General features: G+C 72.5%; 26 protein-coding genes. 15 read left to right on the top strand and 11 right to left on the bottom strand.

Features of this window, described 5'->3' with window-relative positions:
• Positions 1-2: 2 nt before the first annotated feature.
• Complete coding sequence (dtd, locus tag ACZ4U4_RS22050; protein WP_384598183.1) at positions 3-428, bottom strand: D-aminoacyl-tRNA deacylase; 426 nt, start codon at positions 426-428, stop codon at positions 3-5.
• A gap of 172 nt (positions 429-600) precedes the next feature.
• Here dtd and ACZ4U4_RS22055 point away from each other — a divergent pair, with 172 nt between their 5' ends.
• The 4 genes from ACZ4U4_RS22055 to ACZ4U4_RS22070 all read left to right on the top strand — a co-directional run bounded on the left by ACZ4U4_RS22055 (position 601) and on the right by ACZ4U4_RS22070 (position 3,771).
• Positions 601-1,287, top strand: a complete 687-nt coding sequence (locus ACZ4U4_RS22055; protein ID WP_467876899.1) for an RsiG family protein — start codon at positions 601-603, stop codon at positions 1,285-1,287.
• A 54-nt stretch (positions 1,288-1,341) separates the two neighbouring features.
• The gene (locus ACZ4U4_RS22060; RefSeq protein ID WP_467876902.1) at positions 1,342-2,331 is read left to right on the top strand and encodes an asparaginase; all 990 of its coding nucleotides are present in this window, start codon (positions 1,342-1,344) and stop codon (positions 2,329-2,331) included.
• Positions 2,332-2,497: 166 nt separating this feature from the next.
• Positions 2,498-2,929: an ankyrin repeat domain-containing protein gene (locus ACZ4U4_RS22065; RefSeq protein ID WP_467876904.1), complete on the top strand. Its 432-nt coding sequence runs from the start codon at positions 2,498-2,500 to the stop codon at positions 2,927-2,929.
• A 242-nt stretch (positions 2,930-3,171) separates the two neighbouring features.
• Positions 3,172-3,771: an NADPH-dependent FMN reductase gene (locus ACZ4U4_RS22070; RefSeq protein ID WP_467876906.1), complete on the top strand. Its 600-nt coding sequence runs from the start codon at positions 3,172-3,174 to the stop codon at positions 3,769-3,771.
• A gap of 39 nt (positions 3,772-3,810) precedes the next feature.
• Here ACZ4U4_RS22070 and ACZ4U4_RS22075 read toward each other — a convergent pair whose 3' ends face one another.
• Together ACZ4U4_RS22075 and ACZ4U4_RS22080 are read right to left on the bottom strand one after the other, a co-directional pair.
• The gene (locus ACZ4U4_RS22075; RefSeq protein ID WP_467876908.1) at positions 3,811-4,659 is read right to left on the bottom strand and encodes a class I SAM-dependent methyltransferase; all 849 of its coding nucleotides are present in this window, start codon (positions 4,657-4,659) and stop codon (positions 3,811-3,813) included.
• The gene (locus tag ACZ4U4_RS22080) at positions 4,656-5,642 is read right to left on the bottom strand and encodes an aldo/keto reductase (protein WP_467876910.1); all 987 of its coding nucleotides are present in this window, start codon (positions 5,640-5,642) and stop codon (positions 4,656-4,658) included. Before ACZ4U4_RS22080 ends, ACZ4U4_RS22075 begins: the two co-directional genes overlap by 4 nt.
• Positions 5,643-5,828: 186 nt before the next feature.
• On the opposite strand from ACZ4U4_RS22080, the gene ACZ4U4_RS22085 reads away from it, so the two are divergent.
• Positions 5,829-6,431 (top strand): dihydrofolate reductase family protein, encoded by a 603-nt coding sequence (locus ACZ4U4_RS22085; RefSeq protein WP_467876913.1) that lies wholly within the window; start codon positions 5,829-5,831, stop codon positions 6,429-6,431.
• A gap of 108 nt (positions 6,432-6,539) precedes the next feature.
• Here ACZ4U4_RS22085 and ACZ4U4_RS22090 read toward each other — a convergent pair whose 3' ends face one another.
• The 3 genes from ACZ4U4_RS22090 to ACZ4U4_RS22100 all read right to left on the bottom strand — a co-directional run bounded on the left by ACZ4U4_RS22090 (position 6,540) and on the right by ACZ4U4_RS22100 (position 10,859).
• Positions 6,540-8,600 (bottom strand): alkyl/aryl-sulfatase, encoded by a 2,061-nt coding sequence (locus ACZ4U4_RS22090; protein WP_467876915.1) that lies wholly within the window; start codon positions 8,598-8,600, stop codon positions 6,540-6,542.
• Between the two features lie 215 nt (positions 8,601-8,815).
• Positions 8,816-9,514 carry a DUF4232 domain-containing protein gene (locus ACZ4U4_RS22095; protein WP_467876918.1) on the bottom strand — a complete coding sequence of 233 codons (699 nt, stop codon included), beginning with the start codon at positions 9,512-9,514 and terminating at the stop codon, positions 8,816-8,818.
• Positions 9,515-9,650: 136 nt separating this feature from the next.
• Positions 9,651-10,859, bottom strand: a complete 1,209-nt coding sequence (locus ACZ4U4_RS22100) for an MFS transporter (protein WP_467876921.1) — start codon at positions 10,857-10,859, stop codon at positions 9,651-9,653.
• A 140-nt stretch (positions 10,860-10,999) separates the two neighbouring features.
• Between ACZ4U4_RS22100 and ACZ4U4_RS22105 the strand changes: the two genes are divergently transcribed.
• The gene (locus ACZ4U4_RS22105) at positions 11,000-11,452 is read left to right on the top strand and encodes a winged helix-turn-helix transcriptional regulator (RefSeq protein WP_467876924.1); all 453 of its coding nucleotides are present in this window, start codon (positions 11,000-11,002) and stop codon (positions 11,450-11,452) included.
• Between the two features lie 252 nt (positions 11,453-11,704).
• Complete coding sequence (locus ACZ4U4_RS22110) at positions 11,705-12,481, top strand: oxidoreductase (RefSeq protein WP_467876926.1); 777 nt, start codon at positions 11,705-11,707, stop codon at positions 12,479-12,481.
• 54 nt (positions 12,482-12,535) lie between these two features.
• Here ACZ4U4_RS22110 and ACZ4U4_RS22115 read toward each other — a convergent pair whose 3' ends face one another.
• The 3 genes from ACZ4U4_RS22115 to ACZ4U4_RS22125 form a co-directional block, all read right to left on the bottom strand.
• Positions 12,536-13,462 (bottom strand): LysR family transcriptional regulator, encoded by a 927-nt coding sequence (locus ACZ4U4_RS22115; RefSeq protein WP_467876929.1) that lies wholly within the window; start codon positions 13,460-13,462, stop codon positions 12,536-12,538.
• Between the two features lie 37 nt (positions 13,463-13,499).
• A complete protein-coding gene (locus ACZ4U4_RS22120; protein WP_467876931.1) occupies positions 13,500-14,237 on the bottom strand; it encodes an SDR family oxidoreductase in 738 nt (245 codons plus the stop codon).
• Positions 14,238-14,325: 88 nt separating this feature from the next.
• Positions 14,326-14,601, bottom strand: coding sequence for a hypothetical protein (locus ACZ4U4_RS22125; RefSeq protein ID WP_467876933.1), 276 nt, complete (start codon positions 14,599-14,601; stop codon positions 14,326-14,328).
• A 196-nt stretch (positions 14,602-14,797) separates the two neighbouring features.
• Here ACZ4U4_RS22125 and ACZ4U4_RS22130 point away from each other — a divergent pair, with 196 nt between their 5' ends.
• The 4 genes from ACZ4U4_RS22130 to ACZ4U4_RS22145 all read left to right on the top strand — a co-directional run bounded on the left by ACZ4U4_RS22130 (position 14,798) and on the right by ACZ4U4_RS22145 (position 17,062).
• Positions 14,798-15,403 (top strand): hypothetical protein, encoded by a 606-nt coding sequence (locus tag ACZ4U4_RS22130; RefSeq protein WP_467876936.1) that lies wholly within the window; start codon positions 14,798-14,800, stop codon positions 15,401-15,403.
• Between the two features lie 89 nt (positions 15,404-15,492).
• On the top strand, positions 15,493-15,894 hold the full coding sequence (locus ACZ4U4_RS22135) for a helix-turn-helix domain-containing protein (RefSeq protein ID WP_467876938.1): 402 nt from the start codon (positions 15,493-15,495) through the stop codon (positions 15,892-15,894).
• A 46-nt stretch (positions 15,895-15,940) separates the two neighbouring features.
• Complete coding sequence (locus ACZ4U4_RS22140; RefSeq protein ID WP_467876940.1) at positions 15,941-16,621, top strand: hypothetical protein; 681 nt, start codon at positions 15,941-15,943, stop codon at positions 16,619-16,621.
• 99 nt (positions 16,622-16,720) lie between these two features.
• Positions 16,721-17,062: a DUF2516 family protein gene (locus tag ACZ4U4_RS22145; protein WP_345078921.1), complete on the top strand. Its 342-nt coding sequence runs from the start codon at positions 16,721-16,723 to the stop codon at positions 17,060-17,062.
• An 88-nt stretch (positions 17,063-17,150) separates the two neighbouring features.
• On the opposite strand, the gene ACZ4U4_RS22150 is transcribed toward ACZ4U4_RS22145, so the two are convergent.
• On the bottom strand, positions 17,151-18,548 hold the full coding sequence (locus tag ACZ4U4_RS22150) for a PP2C family protein-serine/threonine phosphatase (protein WP_467876943.1): 1,398 nt from the start codon (positions 18,546-18,548) through the stop codon (positions 17,151-17,153).
• A 437-nt stretch (positions 18,549-18,985) separates the two neighbouring features.
• The gene (locus tag ACZ4U4_RS22155) at positions 18,986-20,077 is read right to left on the bottom strand and encodes a C40 family peptidase (protein ID WP_467877009.1); all 1,092 of its coding nucleotides are present in this window, start codon (positions 20,075-20,077) and stop codon (positions 18,986-18,988) included.
• Positions 20,078-20,557: 480 nt separating this feature from the next.
• Between ACZ4U4_RS22155 and pstS the strand changes: the two genes are divergently transcribed.
• From pstS to pstB, 4 genes are all read left to right on the top strand, one after another.
• Positions 20,558-21,682, top strand: a complete 1,125-nt coding sequence (gene pstS / locus ACZ4U4_RS22160) for a phosphate ABC transporter substrate-binding protein PstS (protein WP_467876945.1) — start codon at positions 20,558-20,560, stop codon at positions 21,680-21,682.
• Between the two features lie 99 nt (positions 21,683-21,781).
• Positions 21,782-22,750: a phosphate ABC transporter permease subunit PstC gene (pstC, locus tag ACZ4U4_RS22165; protein WP_467876948.1), complete on the top strand. Its 969-nt coding sequence runs from the start codon at positions 21,782-21,784 to the stop codon at positions 22,748-22,750.
• Between the two features lie 8 nt (positions 22,751-22,758).
• Positions 22,759-23,832, top strand: coding sequence for a phosphate ABC transporter permease PstA (gene pstA, locus ACZ4U4_RS22170; RefSeq protein WP_467877012.1), 1,074 nt, complete (start codon positions 22,759-22,761; stop codon positions 23,830-23,832).
• Positions 23,833-23,862: 30 nt separating this feature from the next.
• A complete protein-coding gene (gene pstB / locus ACZ4U4_RS22175; protein ID WP_467876951.1) occupies positions 23,863-24,639 on the top strand; it encodes a phosphate ABC transporter ATP-binding protein PstB in 777 nt (258 codons plus the stop codon).
• Positions 24,640-24,768: the final 129 nt, after the last annotated feature.

The raw sequence follows: 24,768 nt of genomic DNA on the forward strand, positions 1-24,768 counted from the left end.
CGTCAGACCTCCACGAGGACCGTGAACGGCCCGTCGTTGGTCAGCGACACCTTCATGTCGGCGCCGAAGCGGCCGGTCTCCACCTGGGCGCCCAGGGCCCGCAGCTGGGCGACGACCTCGTCGACGAGGGGTTCGGCGACCGGTCCCGGCGCGGCCGCGTTCCAGGTGGGGCGGCGGCCCTTGCGGGCGTCACCGTAGAGAGTGAACTGGCTGATGACCAGCAGCGGGGCGGCCGTGTCCGAGCACGACTTCTCGCCCTGGAGAATCCGCACCGACCACAGCTTCCGGGCGAGCTGCGCCGCCTTCTCCGCGGTGTCGTCGTGCGTGACCCCGACCAGCACGCACAGTCCCTCGCCGACGATCTCGCCGACCGTCTCGCCGTCCACGACGACGCGTGCGCCGTCCACTCTCTGCACCACTGCTCGCATACCCGCCATCATGCCGGGCCCCGCAACCGTTCGGACAGCCGTGCCCCTCCGGGGGCCGTTCGGGTGTCATGGCCCTGCATACGGACCGCCCAGAGTGGCACGATGCGTGCACGTGGTGCGTTTCATGGACAACATGCCCTGGATGCCGCACCGGACGAGGGGACAACCACTCATGAGCACTGCCGGCGCCGGGCGGATCCCCGGTCCCGTACCACCCGCCCGTACGACTCCGAGTGCCGCTCCGGCACCGCCCGTCGCCCGTTGGACGACCATGGCGACGGCTCCCGCCGACGGCGCCCGCACCGAGGATGGCCCCATGCTCCAAGCCGGCCGGTCGCAGCACCGCCCGCCGCAGCAGCGCGACCGCTTCCACCCCGTCGTCCAGCCGGATCTGACCGCCCCGGGCCTGCCCGAGCTGCGGGTGCTGCGGCGCGACGCACAGCGCGAGGAGGCCGATCTCAGCTATCTGCGGCGGCTGCTCCAGGGCCGGATCGACATCCTGCGGGCGGAGCTGGCCCGCCGGGCGGCGCCGCTGCCGCCGCTGCTCGACCGGCTGCCGGAGATCCTGGCGGACGTCCCGTCCCGCCACCGCTCCTCCGCCCGGCACGTCACGGTCGGCACCCCGCACGGCGAGGAGTACCGGCGGCTCGCCGACGACATGCTCGGCGAGGTCGAGCTGTCCGATCTGGGCGCGCGGACCGACGGCGAGCTGACGGCGGCGATGGCCCGGCTGGTCCGGTACGAGCAGCAGGTCTCCGGGCGGCGGCAGTCGCTCCAGCGGATGGCCGACGATTGCAGCACCGAAATCGCCCGCAGGTACCGTGAAGGGGAAGCACAAGTAGACGACCTGCTGTCCTGACCTGGGCCACAAGCCTTCCGGGGAGGGCCGGTCGCTTTCCCGGAAGGCCCATCGATGTCTCCGTCCCGCCCGATATCCGACCGCCCGGACTCCCCGGACGCCCCGGACGCCCCGGTCCTCGCCGAGGTCGTCCGCTCCGGTTTCGTCGAGGGGCGCCACCGCGGCTCCCTGGTGGTGCTGGCCGCCGACGGCAGCGTCGAGACCGCGCTCGGTGACATCGACGCGCCCGTCTTCCCCCGCTCCACCAACAAGCCGATGCAGGCCGCGGCGCTGCTGCGGGCGGGCCTGGAGCTGTCCGGCGAACGGCTCGCGCTGGCGGCGGCCAGCCACTCCGGTGAGGCGTTCCACCTGGATCTGGTGCGGACGATGCTGGACGAGTTCCGGCTCGACGCGGCACAGCTGCAGACGCCGCCGGACCTCCCGCTGGACCCGGAGGAGGCCGAGCTCTACCTCGCGTCCGGGCAGGTCCGCTCGCCGCTCACCATGAACTGCTCCGGCAAGCACACCGCGATGCTCGCCGCCTGCGTCGCCAACGGCTGGCCGACGGAGACCTACCTCGACCAGGACCACCCGCTCCAGCAGCTGGTCCTGGAGTGCGTGCGCGCGGCGAGCGGTGAGGAGGTGGCGCACATCGGCACGGACGGCTGCGGTGCGCCGCTGATGTCGCTGTCGCTGACCGGTCTGGCCCGCGCGTTCCGGACCTTCGTCCGCGCCGAGCCGGGCACGCCCGAGCGGCGGGTCGCCGACGCGATGCGCGCGCACCCCGAGTACGTCGCGGGGACCCGGCGCCCGGACACCTGGCTGATGCGGGAGCTGCCCGGCACGCTGTCGAAGATGGGCGCGGAGGCGGTCCAGGCGCTGGCCCTGCCCGACGGCCGGGCCCTCGCCTTCAAGATCGACGACGGCAACACCCGCACGCTGGGCCCGGTGCTGGCCCGCACGCTGCGCGGGATGGGCGTCGAGGCGCCGGTCCTGGACCGCATCGCGGACGTACCGCTGCTGGGCGGCGGCGTCCGGGTCGGGGAGATCCGCGCGGCGTTCTGAGCCCTGCGGGAGCGGGGGCGGGGGGCGGTGCCCGGCCCTCGCCCCGCGGCTGTCCGGTCGCGTGGTGTTCCCTCGTCGTACGGCGTTGGCCTGCACAAAGGGGCGGGGGCGTGCCTACAGTGGCGGCGCACAGCCAGTTGGCGACGATCACAGGAGGCCGGCGATCATGAGCGATGCGCAGACCGGACCGCAGGGGCCCGAGGCGACCGAGCACGCCCACGACCCCGAGGTGCTACAGCTCGCGGCCAAGGTGTTCGACCTCGCGCGGCAGGGCGACACGGACACCGTCGCCGCGTACGTGGACGCCGGGGTACCGGCCAACCTGACCAACGAGAAGGGCGATTCGCTGGTCATGCTGGCCGCCTACCACGGTCACGCGGCCACGGTGGAGGCGCTGCTGCACCGCGGCGCCGACGCCGACCGCACCAACGACCGCGGCCAGACGCCGCTGGCGGGCGCGGTCTTCAAGGGCGAGGACGAGGTCGTGAAGGTCCTGGTCGCCCACGGCGCGGACCCGGCCGCGGGCACGCCCTCGGCGATCGACACGGCCCGGATGTTCGAGAAGAAGGAACTGCTGAGGCTGTTCAAGGCCGCCTGAGCGGGCGGATCCCCTGGGGCACGGGCCCCGGACGGAGCGGGCACGGGCCGGATGCGGCACGGAGTCACCTCCGTCCGGGGCCCGTACCGCATCCGGCCGAGCGGCGGACGCACGCGGCAGGCGGCAGGCGGCAGATCGCGACCGGCCGGCGACAGTTGACCTGAACTCCACTTGAGGTTCTAGCGTCGGTCCCGACGGCGGCACCCGCCCTCGCCACCCACGCTCCCCTCCGGAGGAATCCCGTGTCCGCACCCGGCGCCCAGACGCCCGAAACCGACGCCCCCGCCCGCCACACCCTCGCCGTGCTCGTCGGCTCCACCCGTGAGGGCCGGTTCGCGCCGGTCGTCAGCGGCTGGTTCGCCCGGCAGGCCGCCGCCCGTCCGCACCTCGACGTCGACGTGATCGATCTGGACGAGGTCCGCCCGTACGAACTGCGCCACGGGACGCCGGAGTTCGAGGAGTTCGCCGGGCGCATCGCGGCGGCCGACGCGTTCGTGGTGATCACCCCCGAGTACAACCACTCGTTCCCCGCGCCGCTCAAGCACGCCATCGACCTGCTGAACCCGCAGTGGCACGCCAAGCCCGTCGGCTTCGTCTCGTACGGCGGGCTCTCCGGCGGGTCGCGGGCGGTCGAGCAACTGCGACTGGTCTTCGCCGAATTGCACGCCACGACGATCCGCGAGACGGTCAGCTTCCCGCTGGCCTGGACCCTCTTCGACGAGAACGGCGAACTCCACGACCCGGCGCCCGCCACCAAGGCGGCCGACACCCTCCTGAACCAGCTCACCTGGTGGGCCCTCACCCTGCGCGAGGGCCGCGCCGCGCGGCCGTACGGGGCCTGACGCCGGGGGCGCGCCCGCACCCGGCGCGCGCCCCGCGGCTCAGCCCGTGCGCCGGGCCACCGCCACGTACACCGTCATCCCGCACGGGATGCGGCCGTCCGGCAGCGCCGTCGGGGCGGTGGCGGCGGTGAACCGGTCGTGCAGCTCCGCGACGGTCGCCGGGTCCAGCAGCGCCAGGTCGTAGAGGCAGCCGACCGTCCGCCACACGGTCTCCGGCGGCGCGGTCAGGTCGAGCGGTACGCGTTCCCAGGCCACCGGGGCGAATCCGGCGGGCCCGAAGACCGCGTCGAACCCCTCGCGGGTGCGTAGCCGCCGGTCACCGAGGCGCGGGAGGCGGCGCTCGGGCGGCGCCGCGTCGAGCACCGGCCGCAGCAGCCGCAGGAACGTCGCATACGCCTCGCCCTCCCCCGGCCCGCCGCCCAGGACCGCGGCGAGCGTCCCGCCGGGCGCCAGCACCCGGCCGATCTCGGCGGCGACCCGCTCGGGGTCGTTCATCAGCATCAGCGCCATGTGCGAGACGACACCGCCGAACTCACCATCTGCGAAAGGGAGTCGGTCGGCGCTCCCGGCGTGCAGCGGTGCCGCGTCCAGTCCCGGACGGCGGCGGGCCAGGGCCAGTTCCGCAGCCGACAGGTCGATGCCCGCGACCTGCCGACCGGGCCGGGCGGCGAGCAGTTCCAGCAGCAGCCCGTCTCCGCAGCCCACGTCCAGCACCCGGCGCCGCCCGGCCACCGCGTCCCGCAGCAGCACATAGCTGGACCGGCCGTCGGGCGCGCGGCCGTGCGCCATGGCCCGGGCGGTGACGGCGGGGTGCGCGGCGTGGAAGCGACGGAGGAAGGCGGGGCCGTCGGGGGCGCCGCCGGAGGCCGACCCTCCCGGGTCCCTCACTTCCCCACCAGCTCCAGGCTCCCGGCGTCGTAACGGGTGCCGGCGACGCGGTCGGCCGGGGCCGCGGCGTCGATGGCGGCGAGGTCATCGGCGGACAGTTCGATGCCGACCGCGGCGAGGTTCTCCTCCAGGTACCGCTCGCGCCGGGTGCCGGGGATCGGGACGACGTCGTCGCCGCGGTGCTGCACCCAGGCCAGCGCGAGCTGCCCGGCGGTCACCCCGCGCTCGGCGGCCAGCTCCGCCAGCTTCCGTACGATCGCGAGGTTCTGCTCCAGGTTCCCGTCGGCGAACCGCGGCTGGCTACGCCGCACATCGGTCTCCGCCATGCCCTCCACGGACGCGTAACGCCCGGTCAGGAAGCCGCGGCCGAGCGGCGAGAACGGGACGAGGCCGATGCCCAGCTCCCGGCAGACCGGCGCGATCTCCCGCTCCAGGTCACGGGTCCACAGCGACCACTCGCTCTGCAAGGCGGCGATCGGATGGACGGCGTGCGCCCGGCGGACGGTCTCCGCGCCCGCCTCGCAGAGCCCGAGGTGGCGCACCTTGCCCGCCGCGACCAGCTCCGCCATCGCGCCGACCGTCTCCTCGATCGGCACCTGCGGGTCGACGCGGTGCTGGTAGTAGAGGTCGATGTGGTCGACGCCGAGGCGGCGCAGCGAGGCGTCGCACGCCTGCCGTACGTAGGCGGCGTCGCCGCGGATGGCGGCCGGGTCGCCGAGGCGGTTGGCGAAGCCGAACTTGGTGGCCAGCACCACCTCGTCACGCCGCTCGGCGAGCAGCCTGCCGAGCAGTTCTTCGTTGTGGCCCGCCCCGTAGAAGTCGGCGGAGTCCAGCAACGTGACGCCGAGATCGAGCGCCCGGTTCAAGGTGGCGAGCGACATCTCGTCATCCGACGCCCCGTACCCGTGGCTCATCCCCATGCACCCGAGCCCCTGAGCCGAAACCTCCAGCGCCCCGAGCCTGCGCGTGGGCATCCCCGTCATCTCCGCCACCTCCTGGCACGGCCCGCCACCGGGACTCTCCCGGAACCGCGACCGTCCCGACGAAGGTAGGAGTTCGAGTGCCCTCGAAGTCAAAGGCGCCTCGACGGGGAAGGGTGGACCCGTACCGGGCACGCGCGCGGACGGCGGTCCGGCGCGGCCCTCGCGGACGACCGAAGGAGACAGCAGATGGGCAAGGTCACCACCAGCGCCACCACGATGTCCCTGGACGGCTACCTCGCCGGACCGGACGAGAGCGGCTTCGACCTGCTGTTCCAGTGGTACCGCAACGGCGACGTCGAGATCCCGTCGGCCAGCCCCGACGTACCGCCGTTCCACGTCTCCGCAGCCGACGCCGCACTGCTCCGGCAGGAGTGGGGGAACGCGGGGGCGCTGCTCGTCGGCCGGTACCTCTACGACCTGACGCACGCCTGGGGCGGGCGCCACCCCATGGGCGTGACCACGGTCGTCCTCACCCACCGGCGCCCGGACGACCGCCCCGAGGACGACGAGAACTTCGTCTTCGTCACCGACGGCATCGAGGCGGCGGTGGCCACGGCGAAGGAACTGGCCGGGGAGAAGGATGTCGTGGTGAACGGCGGCCAGATGGCCCAGCAGTGCCTGGAGGCCGGCCTCCTCGACGAGGTCGGCGTCGCCCTCGTCCCGGTCGTCCTGGGCGGCGGAAAGAAGCTCTTCGGCACCTTCAGCGGGCCACCGGTGCAGTTCGACGGCCCCGTCGCGGTGATCGAAGGCGCCGGCGTCACCCACCTGCGCTACCGGGTCAGGAAGTGAGCCGGACCCGTCCCGTGCGACACCACCCCGGGGTGCCCGGGTGACGGGCCCGTCCCACTCCCTCAACGCGGGGGCCGTCGGCGACCCGACCTCAGCCCGGCAACACGATCAAGGCGTGACGATGGCGAAGTTCGTATCCGGCTTGGTGATGTAGGCGAAGACCGTGGCAGGCGCGGTCAGGTCGTCGCCGGTGACGGTGATGTCGCCGTTGTCGACGGCTGTTTGGAACGCGTTCTGGAAGGTGCCGGTGGGGGCGGCGGCCTCGATGAGGACCTTGTTGAGGGTCTGGCGGGTGAGGGTGAGGGTCGCCCGGGGCTTGGCGATCTGGAGGTCCTTGCCGGGGACCTGGATCAGGGCGCCGTTGCGCAGGGTGGTGGTGACCTCCTGCTCCTGCGGTTCGGTGAGGTGCCACTGGAGGGCGATCGGTTCGGTCTGTTCGCGGCCGGCCGTGGGGCCGTCGATGCCTTGGGCGAGCGTGTCGAAGACCTGCTCCAGGCTCAGGCTCGGCACCAGGTCCAGGCCGCCCTGGGTGGGGGTGCCGCCCGGCCCGTCGAGGACTTCCTTCGCGCCGGTGAGGTAGAAGTTGCGCCAGGTGCCGTTCTCGGCGCCGTAGCCGAGCTGGGTGAGCGCCAGGGACTGCAACTCCTTGGCCCGGCCGCGGTCTTCGTCGGGAACGTCGGGGGCGAAGACGGCGTGGTTGACCAGTTCCACCACCCACCGGTAGTCCCCGGCGTCGTACGCCTCCTGGGCCTTGGCGAGCAGGGGCGCCACGCCGCCGATGGCGTCGAGGTAGCGGCGGCCCGCTTCGGTGGGCGGGTAGTTCCACAGGTGGGCCGGGTTGCCGTCGAACCAGCCGATGTAGCGCTGGTAGACGGCCTTGACGTCGTGGTTGACCGAGCCGTAGTAGCCGCGGTTGTACCAGTGCGCGGCCAGCGTGGCGGGCAGCTCGAAGTCCTCGGCGGCCTCGATGCCGGTGGCGCCCTGGTTGATGAGCCGCAGGGTCTGGTCGTTGAGGTAGGCGTACAGGTCCCGCTGGTTGCTGAGCAGCGCGACGATGTTCTCCTGGCCCCAGGTCGGCCAGTGGTGCTGGGCGAACTCGACGTCGGTGTGTTCGCCGAAGGTCTGGAGGGCCTGGGTGAGGTACTTCGACCAGGCGTGGGCGTCGCGGACCTGGGCGCCGCGCAGGGTGAGGAGGTTGTGCAGGGTGTGGGTGGCGTTCTCCGCCATGCACAGGGCCCTGAGCGCGGGGAGGTAGATGTTCATCTCCGCCGGCGCCTCGGTGCCCGGGGTGAGCTGGAAGATCAGGCGTACCCCGTCGACGGTCAGGCGGGTCAGGCCGGGCGCCCAGGGGATCACATCGGCCGTCTCCCACTCCTCGCTCGGGGTGGCGGTGGCGTGGGTGATCGTCCGGTTCGGCGGGATGAGGGTGACCTCGCCGGTGGAGATGGTCAGGCCCAGGCCCGCGCCCACCTGCCCGTACGGCCCCTTGTCCAGCTGCGGCCCGTACATGAAGGAGGCGCGGCGGGCCATCGCGGGCCCGGCGTAGATGTTCTCGCTGACGGCGTGCTCCAGGAAACCGTCCGGCGCGATGATCGGGATGTCCGGGACGTCCTGGCCCTCCAGGCCGAACAGGCCGCGTGCCCCGCCGAAGTGGTCGACGTGGCTGTGCGTGTAGATCACCGCCGAGACCGGCCGCTGGTCCTCGGTGGTGTCGCGGTAGAGCTTGAGCGCGTGGTACGCGGTCTCCCGTGAGGCCAGCGGGTCGATGACGATGAGACCCGACTGCCCGGTGATGATCGTCATGTTCGACAGGTCGTAGCCGCGGACCTGGTAGATGGCGTCGGCTCCGTTGGCGGTGACCTGGAACAGGCCAGCGGACGCCAGGAGTCGACTCTGCCGGACGAGGCTGGGGTTGGCGGTCGGGGGGACCTCCTCCATGCCGTCCGTGAGGAAGTCGTAAGAGGTGAAGTTCCAGACGACGCGCTCGGAGTCGGCGCGCGACACGATCACGGGCTCGGGCGGTACGGCCATCAGCCCCCGCTGCGCGCCCCTGAAGTCGGTGGAGTCGCCGGAGGGCAGAGTCTCCTTCATCGCCCGGTTCGCCTCGGCGATGAAGGCCGACGCCTCGACCGGCTCCCGGTACTGGCCCGACTCCCTGTAGCTGCTCACGCAAATACCTCCCCGCCGGACACGGATTGTCCGCGTCCAGACACTCTGGGTGAGCGATCAGGTTTTCGCGTGCCCCCTCGGCGGATCAAGGGGGCAAACCAGCCATATGAAATGTCCCGCCCTTCCGGGGCGCGGGGGCACAGGCCGGGCGGGGCGCGGCACGCCCCGGCGTTGTCTCGCCGGGGGCTCTCCGCCGGGCGCCGCGGAGCGAGCGGTCAGCCGATGGGGTTGACGAAGGTGGCCGGGTGGGTGGCGCCGGACTGGTCGACGAGCGGGCCCCAGGGCCAGGCGACCGTCAGGGAGGTGGTCTCGTTCGGCGGGGTGATCTGCACGGTTGCCGGCTTCCAGGACCCTTCGTCGTTCTCGTGGGCCATACCGAGGCTGATCGTGAAGTCGGTGGCCTCGCCGGGGCCCAGGGTGATCGAGCCGTACGTGGCGGACGAGCGGGCCAGCGACCAGGGGCTGCCGCCGTTGTCGGGCACGAGGTCCACGCCGGGGAAGCCGCCGAGCGTGCAGGTGCGGCCGCCGGCGTTGGTCAGGACGACGCTGGTGGTCGTCGAGCCCTGCGCGTCCGGGTCCGGGGCCGCGTCGTCACCGGTGGCGAACTCCGCCTTCAGGCCGGATGTGTGGCACCGCTCGCCGCGGGTGGTGGCGGAGTTGGCGGCCCCCTGCTCCGTGGCCCCGGCGTGGGCGCCGCCCTTCGCACCGGCGTCCGCCTGCGGCTCGCCGTTCTGCACCGTGGTGGACTCCCCCGCACCGGCGGCCTCCGGTGCGGCCGCGGCCGCGTCCGCCTGCCCCGCGACCTTCGTCCCGGCGTCCGCACCGGAGCAGGCGGTCAGGGTCAGCCCCGCGGCCATGGTGAGCGCGGCGGCGGCGATACGCAGGGTGCGGCGGCGGGCGGTGATCGAGCGCATGGCGGTTCCCCCTGGGGCGGTGGGTGAGGTGGTCTCCTCGGTACGTCCACGACTCTGCCGGGCGGCCCTGGCGCGGAACTGCCGCCCGGCTAACGGGGGACTAACAGCCGCGTGGCGCAGGAATTCCGGGGCCGCGTCACCCCGCCGTCCGGCGCCGGGACCACACCCACACCAGCAGCCCCGCGCAGCTGAACCCCGCGCCCAGCACACAGACCGCGCCCCATCCCGCCGCCGCGTAGAGGGAGGTCGCGGCGAGGGCTCCGGTGGCGCTGCCGATCGAGTAGAAGACCATGTAGCCGCCGATCAGGCGGCTGCCCGCGTCCGGGTGGAGGGCGTAGATCACCGTCTGGTTGGTGACATGGACCGCCTGGACCGCGAGGTCGAGGAGGATCACCCCGGCGGCCAGCGCCCAGAGCGAACTGCGGGTGAAGGCCAGCGGCAGCCAGGCGGCGGTGAGCAGGGCGAGGGCGAGGCCGGTGGTGCGGCGGGCGAGGCCGCGGTCGTTGAGGCGGCCCGCGACGGTCGCGGCCAGCGCGCCGGCCACCCCGATCAGCCCGAACGCGCCGATCGCCCGGTGCGGCAGGAAGTACGGGGCTTCGCTGAGCGGCAGCGCGACGCTGCTCCACAGGGTGCTGAACGCGGCGAAGACCAGCAGGCAGTACAGCGCCCGCAGCCGCAGCACCGGTTCGCGCGCGAAGAGGGTGAGCGTGGAGCGCAGCAGCTGCCCGTAGCGCAGGGCGGTCGGTGCGGCGGCGCGGCGGGGCAGCACCCGGTACAGGATCAGCGCCAACGCCGCGGTGAGCGCCGCCGAGGCGAGGTAGACGGAGCGCCAGCCCGCGAGGTCGGCGAGGAGTCCGGAGGCGGTGCGGGCGAGCAGGATGCCGATGACCACGCCGCTGGTGACCATCCCGACGACCCGGCCGCGCCCGGCGGGCGGCGCCAGCGACGCGGCGAACGCCACCAGTGTCTGGGTGACGACCGCGAGTAGCCCCGTGGCCGCCATCCCCACGAGCAGGGCCGTCGCCGTACGGGCGGTGCCGACCACGGCCAACGCCCCTACCAGCAGCGACAGTTGCAGCACGATGATCCGCCGCCGGTCGGCCACATCGCCCAGCGGTACGAGGAAGAAGAGCCCGAGGCCGTATCCGACATGGGTGAGCGTGACGACGCCGCCGACCAGCGCCGGGCTCATGGCGAGGTCGCGCCCCATGGTCACCAGCAGTGGCTGCGCGAAGTAGACGTTGGCCACCGCGGCCCCGCAGGCGACGGCGAAGAGGATGACCGTTCCCCGGGACAGGGCGTACGCGGGCTCCGCCGTCTCCCCGCCCTCGGTCCGTCGCGTCACGGCCTCACCGTTACCGGGCACCGGCACTCACTCCCCACCATCTGGTTTCATCTTGCTACCAACAAACGAGGGTGACGCTAGCCTCCTTGGTAGCATGTTGCAACCACTAAGCACGGAGACCGACGGGAACGAGGGACGCCATGGTGAGCAGGACCCGCTTCGACGACAGCGACTGTCCCGTCGCCCGGTCCGTGGACGCGATCGGCGACTGGTGGTCCCTGCTGATCGTCCGGGACGCGTTCGACGGCAGCCGCCGCTTCGGGGAGTTCCAGCGCAGCCTGGGCGTGGCGAAGAACATCCTCACCACCCGGCTGCGCACCCTTGTCGCGGGCGGCGTCCTCGCCTCCGTCCCCGCCTCGGACGGCAGCGCCTACCGCGAGTACGTCCTGACCCCGAAGGGCGAGGCGCTCTTCCCCGTCATCGTGGCGCTGCGCCAGTGGGGCGAGCAGCACTTCTTCACCCCCGGCGAAACCCACTCCGAGCTGGTCGACCGGCGTGCGGGACACCGGCTGCGACCGCTGGAGGTCCGGGCCGATGACGGGCGGCAGGTGACCCCGGGCGACACGACGGTCCGGAAGGTGCCCGCGGAATGACCCGGGCCCGGGTCTGCGCCGATTCGCGGGCCCGGCCGGTCCAGGCCGCGCCCCGCACGGACGCCACTATAGGAAACCCCTATACCGTCCGCTGAATTTCCGTCTTTGCCCCGCCCTCCTCCCCCTACGTACCGTGAATTCACCCGGCCCCGAAAAGCTCCGCAAGGAGCTACGCAATCGCGGGTCGGACCGAACGGAAATGACGTAGGAACAATGAATTCGAATGCATTCGGGAGGGTCGACGGAATGACCATGACCACTGTCGAGAACGGATCGGAAAAGCGGGAACTCGCCGGAAAGCGGGCCCTGGTCACCGGCGGCACCCGCGGTATCGGCGCCGCCGTCGTACGCAGGCTCCTGGAGGCGGGCGCCGAGGTGCTGACGACGGCCCGGGCGGCGACGGGCACGGCGCCGGACGGAGCCCTCTTCGTACCGGCCGACGTGGCCACCCGGTCCGGCGCGGAGGCGCTGGCGGCGGCCGCGCAGGAGCGGCTCGGCGGGGTGGACATCCTGGTCCACAACGCCGGTGGGGCGCAGCCGTTCCGGGACGCCGCGGCCATCCCCGACGAGGAGTGGCAGCAGGCGCTGGACCTGAACTTCCTGGCGTCGGTGCGGCTGGACGCGCTGCTGGCGCCGGGGATGCGGGAGCAGCGTTCGGGGGCGATCGTGCACATCTCGTCGGCCGCGGTCGCCACGCCGGTGGGGCCGTTCCTGCACTACACGGCGGCGAAGGCGGCGCTGGAGAACTACAGCCGGGGGCTGGCCGCGGAGCTGGCGCCGTCCGGCGTCCGGGTCAACACCGTCTCGCCCGGCCGGACCGCCACCCCCGGCGGCGAGGACACCCGGGAGCGCTGGGCGCGCCTGTCCGCGGCGCCGGGCGCGGTCAACGCCGACGACACCACGCCGCTGGGCCGCGAGGGCCGCCCGGACGACATCGCCCACGCGGTGCTCTACTTCGTCTCCGAACGGGCCGACTGGCTGACCGGAAGCAAGCTCGTCGTGGACGGCGGAGAATTCCCGCGGGGCTGACGCGGACGGAATTCCGGGGCATTTCACGGCGGCCCCGGAATACGGGCAGGCCCCTCACGGAAAAGAGGGCTCCCCTTCCCGTATTCGGTGATCCGGCAGGGCGGCGCTCTCCCCCGCCCACTCCTCCCGCCGGAGGAATTCCAGCAGGGCCGTCTCCGCCGGGCCCGGGGTGGCGCGGAGCACGGCGATGACGGGCTGGGACACGGCCGGGGACACCGGGCGGACGAGGTGGGCGTAGCCCTGGGGCACCGCGGAGGCGGGGACGAGCGTCACGCCCAGCCCGTGGGCGGCCCAGCGCACGGCGGTCGCGGTCTGGGAGACGCGGGCGGCGGTGGCCGGATCCAGGCCGTTGCCCTCCAGGACGTTCAGGAGGACGGCGTCGAGTGCGCTGTCGCGGTCGAACCGCACCCACGGCTCGGCCGCCAGCGCGCGCAGCTCGACCCGGTCCGCGGCGAGCAGCGGGTGCCCCTCGGCCAGCACCACGACGAACTCCTCGTCGCCGAGGCGGTGAGCCTCGGCGGGGGGCCGCTCGCACTCCGCCATCAGGGCGAGGTCCAGCGCGCCCCGGCGGCACAGCCGATCCAGCTCCGCGGCGCCCGGCTCCTCGAAGACGGTGACCTCCAGGCGCGGGAAGCGGCGGCGCAGTGCGGCCAGCGCCCCCGGGAACTGCCGGGTGCCGAAGCCCATCTGGGCAGCGACCACCACCTCACCCACCAGATCCTCGGCACCGGCCCGCGCCGTCGCCCGGGCCCGCCGGGCCGCGCCCACCGCGGCCTCCGCCTCCCGTAGGAACGCCCGGCCGACCACGGTGGGCACCAGCCCGGACGGCGTCCGTGCGAACAGCTCGACGCCCAACTCCCGCTCCAGCCCGCGGATCTGCTGGGACACCGACGGCTGGGCGACCCGCAGCACCTCCGCGGCCGCCGTCACCGACCCTTCCGCGGCCACGGCCAGCGCGTACTCGAACTGCCGCAGGCTCATCGCGCCCGCCCCACCGCGTACGGGAACGCCACGGCCGTCACCCCTGCGCCGTCGGCCGGACGACGACCTCGCTGATGTCCACGCCCGCCGGCTGCTCGATCGCGAAGCCGATCGCGGCGGCGACGGCGGAGGGCGGCATGGCGATCTCGTCGCGCTGCCGGACCAGCGCGGCCGTCGCCTCGGGGCTCGCCCCCTTGCCGACGCCCTCGGTGTGGGTGAAGCCGGGCGAGATGAGGGTGACCCGCAGGTCGGGGCCGGACTCCTGCCGCAGCCCCTCGGTCAGCACCTTGACCGCCGTCTTGGTCGCCGCGTACACGCCCTGCGGCGACTTCACGACGTGCGCCGCGGTGGAGCCGACGTTGACGAACTGGCCGGAGCCCTGCCGCCGGAAGACGGGCAGCGCCGCGCCGATGCCGTTGAGCAGACCGGTGATGTGCGTGGCGACCATCGCGTCCCAGTCGTCCTGGCGCAGCTCGTCGAAGGGGGAGATCGCCATCGTCCCGGCGTTGGAGACCAGGACGTCGAGCCGGCCGAACCGGTCGACCGCGGTGTCCGTGAGGCGCTTGAGGTCCTCCCGCCGCGTCACATCGACGACCACGCCGACGGCGTCGCCCCCTCGCGCGGTGATGCCGTCCACCACCGCGGTCAGCCGCTCCGCCCGCCGCGCGCCCAGGACGAGCCGGGCCCCCTTCTCCGCGAGATACGTCGCCGTCGCGGCCCCGATGCCACTGCTGGCACCCGTGACCGCCACCACCTTGCCTGCAATTCCCGACATCGCCATGAGTCCTTGCGTGAGTCCTTGGAGGAGAGATACGTACCGGTCAGGCCGGCCCTTCGCGCGGACTCACCGGGCGTCGACCGCGCTACGCCACCTGCTCCAGCAGCTTTATCGTGCAGGACGCGTGCCACTTGCCGTCCCTGGCGACTATCGAATACGCATCGCCGTCGGAGCCGTAGCGACAGACGTACGGGGACCCCTTCCACCCTTCGGGCCGGTACTTCTTCGCCTCCTCCAGCAGCCGCTTGCGCGCAGCCGTCTGGTCCCACTCCCCCAGCGTCTGGAGAACCTTCACCCGCCGCTCCGTCCGTCCGCCCGCCGCCTCGGCCATCTCCTCGACCACGATCAGCCACTTCGCCATGGACAACCACCCTCTCCGCTGCCGTATGCCCCGACAACGTCCCGCAGGGGCCCGACGTTCCAGCAACTCGCCGCCCGTTAGGCGACGTTGACGATCCCTGCTTCGAAGATTCCGCCCTCCTGCCCCACCAGGGCTGTTAAGTTCATGCCGCCATGAAGGGGGCGCGATGGCGCGCCACGGCGTGGGGGGGGCGGAGATGCGTCGCAGCGGGTCGGCAGGGGTCGGGGCGGTCGTCGGGCTGCTGCTCGTGACCGGCTGCGGAGGGGGCGGCGGGAGCGGGTCCGGCCCCGCGGTGGACCCGGCGCTGGCCAAGGCCGTGCACAAGAGCTGCGGCCCCTTCCTGAAGCCGGAATCGGTCGCCGCGGCACTCGGCGACAACGTCTTCGACGGCGCCCTCGGGCAGATCCGGGGCGGCAAGGGTTCCTGCTCGATCACCATCAAGGTCAGGGAGGCCGGCCGCGGGACGAGCGGGCCGCTGCACTCCAACGTGAAGCTTTCGCTGGAGATCCTCGACTGGAAGGACCCCGCCCTGGTGACCCGTTCCGTCGACGAGGTCTGCCACAACACCTCGGCCTACGGGGTCACCGAGATCACCCAGGGCCCCAAGGGGGCGTGCAGCGTCTACCGGGCCGAGCCCGCCGAGGAGTTCCTGGTCGGCGGCAAGCTGGACGTCCACGGAGGCGAGGGCAGGAAGCGGATCACGGTCACCGTCCACGGCGTGGACGGCACCCTGAAACAGGACCGCGAGCACGCCCGCCAGCTCCTGGCCGATGCCCGCGCCGGGGCCTCCCACGGGGCGTGAGGCAACGGGCCCGGCGCCGGGCCGCCCCCGTAACACTCCCGCAAGCACTCCGCTTGCAATAGTTAGCACCAGCGGTGCACGATGGGGCCATGGCATCGCTCAACGTCGGCAATCTCGGTGAGTTCCTGCGGGAGCAGCGGCGTACGGCGCAGCTGAGTCTGCGGCAGCTCGCGGAGGCCGCGGGGGTGTCGAACCCGTATCTCAGCCAGATCGAGCGCGGGCTGCGCAAGCCGAGTGCGGAGATTCTGCAGCAGCTGGCCAAGGCGCTGCGGATCTCCGCCGAGACGCTGTACGTCCAGGCCGGGATCCTCGACGAGCGGCAGGGGCCGAGCGGTGTCGAGCTGCAGACCGCGATACGCACCGACCCCTCGCTCAACGAGAAGCAGAAGCAGGTTCTGCTGCAGATCTACGACTCCTTCCGCAAGGAGAACGGATACGGCAGCACCGACCCGGGAGCCGCCCCGGCCGGTGACGTCCCCGGCCACGGCTGAGCGCACGACATCCGCATCAGGACACCGAAGCAGGAGGAAGCACCTCATGGCCATCACCGATGACCTCCGCAAGACCCTGACCGACCCGACCCCGCTGTACGCCCTCGCCGGTACCGCCGACCTGGCGGCCGAGAAGCTCGGTGAGGTGCCGGTGCTGGTCGAGCGGATCCGTGCGGAGGCCCCCAAGCACATCGAGGCGGTGCGGGCCACGGATCCCAAGGACGTCCAGGCGCGCGTCGCCCAGCAGGCCAAGGAGGCCCAGGGCAAGCTGAACGACCTGCTGGGCTCGCTCGACACCGACCTGAAGAAGCTCCGTGAGCAGGCGCAGGTCCTCGCGCTCCAGGGCGTCGGCCGGGCCGCCGAGTACGCGGTCCGGGCGCGCGAGACGTACGACGGGCTGGCCGAGCGGGGCCGCGGGGCGGTGCAGGGCTGGCGCGGTGACGCCGCCGACCACGTCGAGGAGCTGGCCGTGGTGATCGAGCCGGACCCGGCGCCGAAGGCCGCCCCGAAGCCGGCGAAGGCCAACGGCACGGCGAACGGCACCGCCAACGGCAAGGCCGCGGCCAAGCCGTCGCGGACCGGCGCGGTGCCGAAGCCGGTCACCAAGCCCGCCGCGAAGCCCGCCACCGCGAAGGCGGACGGCGCGAAGGCGGCCGAGGCGAAGTCCGCGAAGAAGGCCCCGGCCCGCAAGCCCGCCACCCGTCGGAGCACCCCGCCGTCGAAGTGACGTAGTTATCCACACGGGCCGGGCACGCAGCGGCGGCCCGGCCCGTTGTCCGGGTACGGTGGGCCGCGACGGCCCTGAGACGACAAGGTGGTGCGCGGCGTGCTGGTGTACGGATTCCAGTCCCTGCTGGGCTGGGCACAGCTGGCCCTGGGCATCTATGCCGCGGTGATGCTGATCGACGCGGCGGTCCGCCGCGACGACGCCTACCGCGCGGCCGACAAGCAGACCAAGCCGATGTGGCTGCTCTTCCTGGCCCTCGCCACGCTGCTGCTCTTCGTCATGCCGCTGATGTCGTTCCTGCCGATCATCGGCGTGATCGCGGTGATCGTCTACACCGTCGACGTCCGCCCGGCCCTCCGCCACGCCACCGGCGGCGGTGGCCCGCGCCGCGGCGGCTCCAGCTCGGACGGTCCGTACGGGCCGTACAACGGGGGGCGCTGAGCAGGAGCGGACAGGCGCGGGCCGGCCCGCGCACGAGGGCCCGGTGCCGCTTACGGCCCGGGCCTCTTGCCGTTTCCCGGCCGGACCGTCAGCCCCGGCCCCGGTCCAGCCACAGCACCGCGACGTCGTCCGTCAGCTCGCCGCCGTTGAGGTCGCGGACCTTGTTCAAGGTGGTGTCCAGCAGTTCCTCGCCGGTCAGGCCCGCGGCCATCCGGCGGGCGACCAGCTCGGCCATGCCCTCCTGGCCCAGCCGCAGCCGGCCCTCGCCGACATGGCCCTCGATCAGGCCGTCCGTGTACATCATCAGGCTCCAGGCGCCGCCCAGCTCGATCTGCTGGCGCGGCCAGCGGGCGTACGGCAGCAGGCCGAGGGCCGGGCCGCCGAACTCGTACGGGAGCAGCCGGGGCGGGCCGCCCGCGCGGGAGAGCAGCGGGGCCGGGTGGCCTGCCAGGCAGAGGCCGGCGCGGCGGCCGTCCGGGGAGATGTCGACGGTGCAGAGCGTCGCGAAGATCTCGTCGTCGGCGCGCTCGTGCTCCAGGACCTTCTGGAGGGTGGAGAGGAGTTCGTCGCCGCAGAGTCCGGCGAAGGTCAGTGCCCGCCAGGCGATCCGCAGCTCCACGCCGAGCGCCGCCTCGTCGGGGCCGTGGCCGCAGACGTCGCCGATCATCGCGTGGACGGTGCCGTCCGGGGTGCGGACGGTGTCGTAGAAGTCGCCGCCGAGCAGCGCGCGGCTGCGGCCGGGGCGGTAGCGGGCGGCGAAGCGCAGGTCGGAGCCGTCGAGCAGCGGGGTCGGCAGCAGGCCGCGCTCCAACCGGGCGTTCTCCTGGGCGCGCAGCCGCGACTCGGTGAGCTGGCGCTGTGCGAGGTCGGCGCGCTTGCGCTCGACGGCGTAGCGCACCGCGCGGCTGAGGACCGCGCCGTCCAGCTCGTCGCGGAAGAGGTAGTCCTGCGCGCCGACGCGGACGGCCTCGGCGGCGCGTGCGGCGTCGGTCTCCGGCGTCATCACCAGGACGGCGTGGGCCGGGGCCATCCGCAGCACCGCGTGGAGCGCGCCGAGGGTGTCGTCGGCGCCGTCCGCCGCGGGGGCGTCCGCGTCGGTGGCCGGGGCGAGGTCGAGGAGGATGCAGTCGACGTCGTCGGTGAGCAGCCGCGCCGCCTCGGTGAGGTTGCGGGCGGTGCGCAGCCGGACCTTGCGGCCCGCCCAGTCCCACATGTCGGGGACGGTGCTGCTGGGGTCGGCGCCGATGAGGAGGACGGTGAGGCCGGGCCCGGAGCCGTTGTCGGCGGGCGTCTCGGGGCGGCGGGCGCCCGGGAGCGGCACCGGCGTGGCGCCGGCATGGGCGCCGGCGTCGGCGGCAGTGGCGAGAAGGTGCGCGGGCACGTCCGCCGCGCCGTCCGGCGTGCGGCGTGCGGCGCAGGCGTCACGGGCCGGGGCCGCCTGCTGCGACAGCACGGCCGTGCGCCGGTGCGGAACGGGTACGGACATGGCTCTGCTTCCTTCCCTCCCCCTGGGTCGTGGTGGGCCGGTTCGGCGCCTGGTTCGCCGGTGGACGCCCTGACGGGCGCGAGCCACGTGCGAAGGCGTTTCCTCAAGGCCGTCCCGGCGCGCCGTCCGGCGCACCAACGTGCCCGGTCGTGCGCCGCTCGTGGGGGAGAGCGGTGCGCCACCGGGCACCGAGAGTGCGACCATAGCGCCATCGGACACTTGTGCGGAATGACCCACGGCACGCGGCACGCGTCATATGCCGCCGGGAATAAGCCATTTGACCTGGAGAGACCGGGAGAAGCCGGAAAGGGAATGACGAACATCACCCCGCCGGGGCCGGAACCGATCGCAATGCGCCACGGCTCGGCGACCGTCCGATAACGGCCTCACCCGCATCGCCACCGGCAATCACGGATGAGGCCGTCACGCGCATTCCGTCATTTATCGGGCCGTACGACACCGAGGATCGGCATCGAACCAGCCCCGGCGATCGTGACCTGCCGGCCCGGTCGCGGAGCGTGCACGATCGCCCCGTCCCCCAGATACATCCCGACATGGCTGGCATCGGAGAAATAGATGATCAGGTCCCCCGGGCGCAGGTCCGTGACGGCGACGCGGGGCAGCTGCCGCCACTGCTCCTGGGAGGTCCGCGGAATGGTACGGCCTCCGGCCTGCCAGGCGCGCAGGGTCAGCCCCGAGCAGTCGAAGGTGTCCGGTCCCACGGCGCCCCACACATAATCCTTGCCGATCTGCGCGGTGGCGAAGGAAACGGCTTTCTTTCCGGCGGCGGACGCCTTGTTGTCGATCTCCTTCAGGATGCCGGTGTCGAGCCATTTCTGCTGTTCGGCGCGGGCCCGGGATTCCTCCAGCTCTTTCAGCCGGTCCTTTTCCGCCGCGGCCAGCCGGGATTCGATTTTCTTCGCCGCATCGATCTTCTTCCGGATGTCACTCCGTGCTTTTTCCTTCTTCACGCGTTCGGCGTCGAGGTGTTCCCAGCGGGCCGTCGCGGAGTGCGCATCGTCGCGGAGCCCGGCCGCGAGACGGCTCAGTTCCGCGGCGACGTCCGCGGCGGCGCGCTGGCTCTTGCGGGCCAGGACCACGTTGTCGAGGTACCCCTCGGGGTCCGCGTTCAGCAGCAGCCGCGCCTCGTCCGGGACGCCCCCGGCGCGGTACTGCGCACTGGCCAGCACGCCCGCCTGCCGCTTGAGCGCCTCGCGGCGGCGCTGCGCGGCATCGATCCGCCGGGCGAGGTCGACGATCTTCCGCTGCTCGCCGGTGACCTGCTCCTGTGCGGCGTTGTACGCGTCGGTGGCCCGCTCCGCGGCGCGGTAGAGGGCCTCGATCTGCTGGTGTATCCGGGCCAGCCGGTCGGCGCCGGGGCCCGCGGCGCCCGCGTCCCGGCCGTCCCCCGCGCCGTTCGCCGCCTCCCGCGCGGCCACGCGTCCGTCCGGCCCGTCGGCCGCCCGTCCGGCCGAGGCGTACGCCGCCGGGGCCGGCGGGCCGAGCAGCCCGAGCGCACAGACCACCACGACGGCGCGGGCGACGGCCCGGCCCCGCGGGGCGCCGCGGCCGGACGTGGCCCCCGTGCCGTCACCCGGAGCGACGGCACCCCCTGCGCCCCCGGCGTCTCTTCCGTCTGCTCCGCCCCGTACGGTCTCCGCCGCCCCCTGGGTCCCCACCCGCCACCTCCGGTCGATGCACATCGATTCGTCTCCCCGTGGTCGTTGCCGCGGATCGTGCCATACCGATCGGTAAGTCGACAGAGGTCGGGGCAATTCCCCGATTTCGCGTGACTGATACATGCCAGGGCAGGCCACCCCCAGCTGACGGATGAGGTTCACCGTGCGTTCACTCTTCGCCGTTGGTCACTTCACTTGATCTGCCTAATTTCAGCCGTACCGAGTGCGCGTCACCGTCGCGAACCGATAAGGGCTCCGGCTGACTCCGCACACTCCTGACACACCTCGCACGCCGAGCAAGCGGCGCGCCCCAGGAAGGAACTCTCGACAGTGAAGCTTCAGCGCAAGAACCGGGTTCGCGCCCTCGCGGTGGGCGCTCTCGCCGTCACCGGTGCCCTGGCCCTGACGGCGTGCGGCTCCGACGACACCAGCGCCTCCGGTGGCGCGGGCAACGCCGCCAAGGCCGGCAGCATCAAGTGCGAGGGCAAGGGCAAGCTGCGCGCCTCCGGCTCCTCGGCGCAGAAGAACGCCATGGACGTCTGGGTGCAGAACTACGCCGGTGCCTGCAAGGACACCGAGATCAACTACCAGCCGACCGGCTCCGGCGCGGGCATCACCACCTTCCTCCAGGGCCAGACCGCGTTCGCCGGTTCCGACTCGGCCCTCAAGCCCGAGGAGGTCGCCAAGTCGGAGAAGGTCTGCAAGGGCGGCAAGGCGATCAACCTGCCGATGGTCGGCGGCCCGATCGCGGTCGGCTACAACGTCCCCGGCGTGGACAACCTCGTCCTCGACGCGCCCACCCTCGCCAAGATCTTCGACTCGCAGATCACCAACTGGAACGACGCGGCGATCAAGAAGCTCAACCCGGGCGCCTCGCTGCCGGACCTCAAGATCCAGGCGTTCCACCGCTCCGACGACTCGGGCACCACCGACAACTTCACCAAGTACCTCAAGGGCGCCGCCCCCGACGCCTGGAAGCACGAGCCCGCGAAGACCTGGGAGGGCAAGGGCGGCCAGGCGGCCTCCGGCTCCGCCGGTGTCTCCTCGCAGGTCAAGCAGACCAACGGCGCGATCTCCTACTTCGAGCTGTCCTACGCGACGGCCGGGAAGATCCCCACCGTCAAGATCGCCACCGGCGCCAAGACCCCGGTCGAGGCCACCGTCGACAACGCCTCCAAGGCCATCGCCGAGGCCAAGCAGGTCGGCAAGGGCGACGACCTCGCCCTGGAGCTGAACTACGCCACCAAGGCCGAGGGCGCCTACCCGATCACCCTGGTGACGTACGAGATCGCCTGCGACAAGGGCAACAAGACCGAGACCCTGCCGGCCACCAAGTCCTTCCTCACCTACATCGCGAGCGAGGACGGCCAGAACGCCCTGAAGGACCTGGGCTACGCCCCGCTGCCCGGTGAGATCGCCGACAAGGTCCGCAAGACCGTCGCCGCCCTCGCCTGATCCACCGGGCGGCGGCCCCCGCCGCAAGGCCCCCGGGCCGCCGCCCGTCCGGTGCACCGCCGCGCCAGGAGCCCCCGGGCTCCGCAGACCGGAGAAACCATGACCCCCTCAGCAACCGCGACACCCGACGCCGCGGCCTCCTCCGTCTCGGGGAAGGCCCAGCGTCCCGGCGACCGGATATTCCTCGGGCTCTCCCGCGGCTCCGGTATCGCCCTCCTGGTGATCATGGCGGCCATCGCCGCCTTCCTCACCTACCGGTCCGTGCTCGCGATATCCGGCGACCACGCCAACTTCTTCACCACCCTCGACTGGAACGCCACCGGCACCGAGCCGAAGTTCGGCATCGCGGTCCTGGCGTTCGGCACCGTCGTCAGCGCCCTGATCGCGATGGTCATCGCGGTCCCGGTCGCCGTCGGCATCGCCCTCTTCATCTCGCACTACGCCCCGCGCAAGCTGGCCTCCCCGCTCGGCTACGTCATCGACCTGCTCGCCGCGGTGCCCAGCATCATCTACGGCCTGTGGGGCGCGCTCTTCCTCGTCCCGCACCTCGGCGGGCTCTACGGCTGGCTCGACGACTACCTCGGCTGGACCGGCATCTTCAGCTACGGCGGCGGCGCCGCCCGCTCGCTGTTCACCGTCGGCATCCTGCTGGCGATCATGATCCTGCCGATCGTCACCAGCGTCAGCCGCGAGGTCTTCCTCCAGGCGCCGAAGATGCACGAGGAGGCGGCCCTGGCACTCGGCGCCACCCGCTGGGAGGTCATCCGGATGTCGGTCCTCCCCTTCGGCCGCTCCGGCATCATCAGCGCCTCCATGCTGGGCCTGGGCCGGGCGCTCGGCGAGACGATGGCCGTCGCCACCGTCCTCTCCCCCAGCTTCCTGATCAACACCAGCCTGCTCGACCCGGGCGGCGGCACCTTCGCGCAGAACATCGCCGCGAAGTTCAGCGAGGCCGACACCTTCGGCCAGGACGCACTGATCGCCTCGGGCCTCGTCCTCTTCGTGATCACCCTGCTCGTCAACGGCGCGGCCCGCCTGATCATCGCCCGGCGCAAGGAGTACTCGTGAGCGACGTCATGACGGAGCGGCAGGCCCGCACCGAGCGGCCCGGCGGCGCGGCCCGCCTCTCCCTCAAGCAGGCCCGGCTCCCCCGGTGGACCCCGGCGGCCCTCGCCCTCGCCTCGGCCGCGATCGGCTGCGGCATCGGCCTCGGCGCCGGTCTGGACAGCCGGCTCCAGTGGGGTCTGATCGCCGCGCTGGTCTTCGTGGTCGCCACCTTCGCGCTGTCCGCCGCCGTCGAAGGCGCCCGGCAGGCCAAGGACCGCCTCGCCACCGGCCTCGTCTGGATGGCCTTCCTGCTCGCCGTCATCCCGCTGGCCTCCCTGCTGTGGGAGACGGTCGTCCGCGGCAGCAAGGTCCTGGACGGCTACTTCCTGTCCCACTCGATGGGCACCCTGCCGGACGCGCTGCCCGGCGGCGGCATCTACCACGCGATCATCGGCACCCTGGAGCAGGTGGGCCTGGCCACCCTGATCGCCGCGCCGCTCGGCCTGTTCACCGCGATCTACCTGGTCGAATACGGCCGCGGCCGGCTCGCCAAGGCCGTCACGTTCTTCGTCGACGTGATGACCGGCATCCCGTCGATCGTCGCCGGCCTCTTCGTCCTCTCCGTCTGGATCCTGATCCTCGGCTTCGGCCCGTCCGGCTTCGCCGGGGCCATGGCGCTGGCGATCTTGATGGTCCCGGTCGTCGTCCGCTCCACCGAGGAGATGCTCAAGCTCGTCCCCAACGAGCTGCGCGAGGCGTCGCTGGCCCTGGGCGTGCCGAAGTGGCGCACCATCCTCAAGGTCGTCCTGCCGACGTCGATCGGCGGCATCACCACCGGCGTGATGCTGGCCGTCGCCCGGATCACCGGCGAGACCGCGCCGGTGATGCTGCTGGTGTGGGGCGCGAAGACGATCAACAACAACCCGTTCCAGGACGCCCAGCAGTCCCTGCCGCTCTACGTCTTCCAGCAGTGGCAGCAGGGCTCCGACGCGTCGTACGACCGCGCCTGGGCCGCGGCCCTCGTCCTCATCGCCTTCGTGATGATCCTCAACCTGGTGGCCCGCGGCATCGCCCGCTGGAAGGCCCCCAAAACGGCCCGCTGACCGCGCGTCCAGAAAGAAGCAGTGATCCCCATGGCCAAGCGAATCGATGTCAGCGGCCTCTCCGCCTTCTACGGCAACCACAAGGCCATCGACGACATCTCCATGAGCGTCGAGCCCCGCTCGGTGACCGCCTTCATCGGCCCCTCCGGCTGCGGCAAGTCGACGTTCCTGCGCACCCTGAACCGGATGCACGAGGTCACCCCCGGCGGCCGTGTCGAGGGCAAGGTGCTCCTGGACGACGAGGACCTCTACGGCCCCGGCGTCGACCCGGTCGCGGTCCGCCGCACCGTCGGCATGGTCTTCCAGCGGCCCAACCCGTTCCCCACGATGTCGATCTTCGACAACGTCGCGGCCGGGCTGCGGCTCAACGGCACCACCAAGAAGAGCGACCTCAACGACATCGTCGAGAAGTCCCTCAAGGGCGCCAACCTCTGGAACGAGGTCAAGGACCGCCTGAACAAGCCCGGCTCCGGCCTCTCCGGCGGCCAGCAGCAGCGCCTCTGCATCGCCCGCGCCATCGCCGTCGAACCGCAGGTCCTGCTGATGGACGAGCCCTGCTCGGCGCTGGACCCGATCTCCACGCTCGCCGTCGAGGACCTCATCGGCGAGCTGAAGGAGCGCTTCACGATCGTCATCGTGACGCACAACATGCAGCAGGCGGCGCGCGTCTCGGACCGTACGGCGTTCTTCAACCTCTCGGCGGTCGGGCAGCCCGGCACCCTCGTCGAGATCGACGACACCGAGCGGATCTTCTCCAACCCGTCCGTCCAGGCGACCGAGGACTACATCTCCGGCCGCTTCGGCTGAGCCGCCCGACGGCCCCACCCGCGTCCTGCGGTGCTGCATGGCGGTGCCACCGCACGACGAAGGGCCCGCCCCCACATCGGGGGCGGGCCCTTTTCCTCCGTACGGATGCGCCGGACCGGAGCCCGGCGC

Source organism: Streptomyces sp. NPDC029159 (assembly GCF_055564055.1).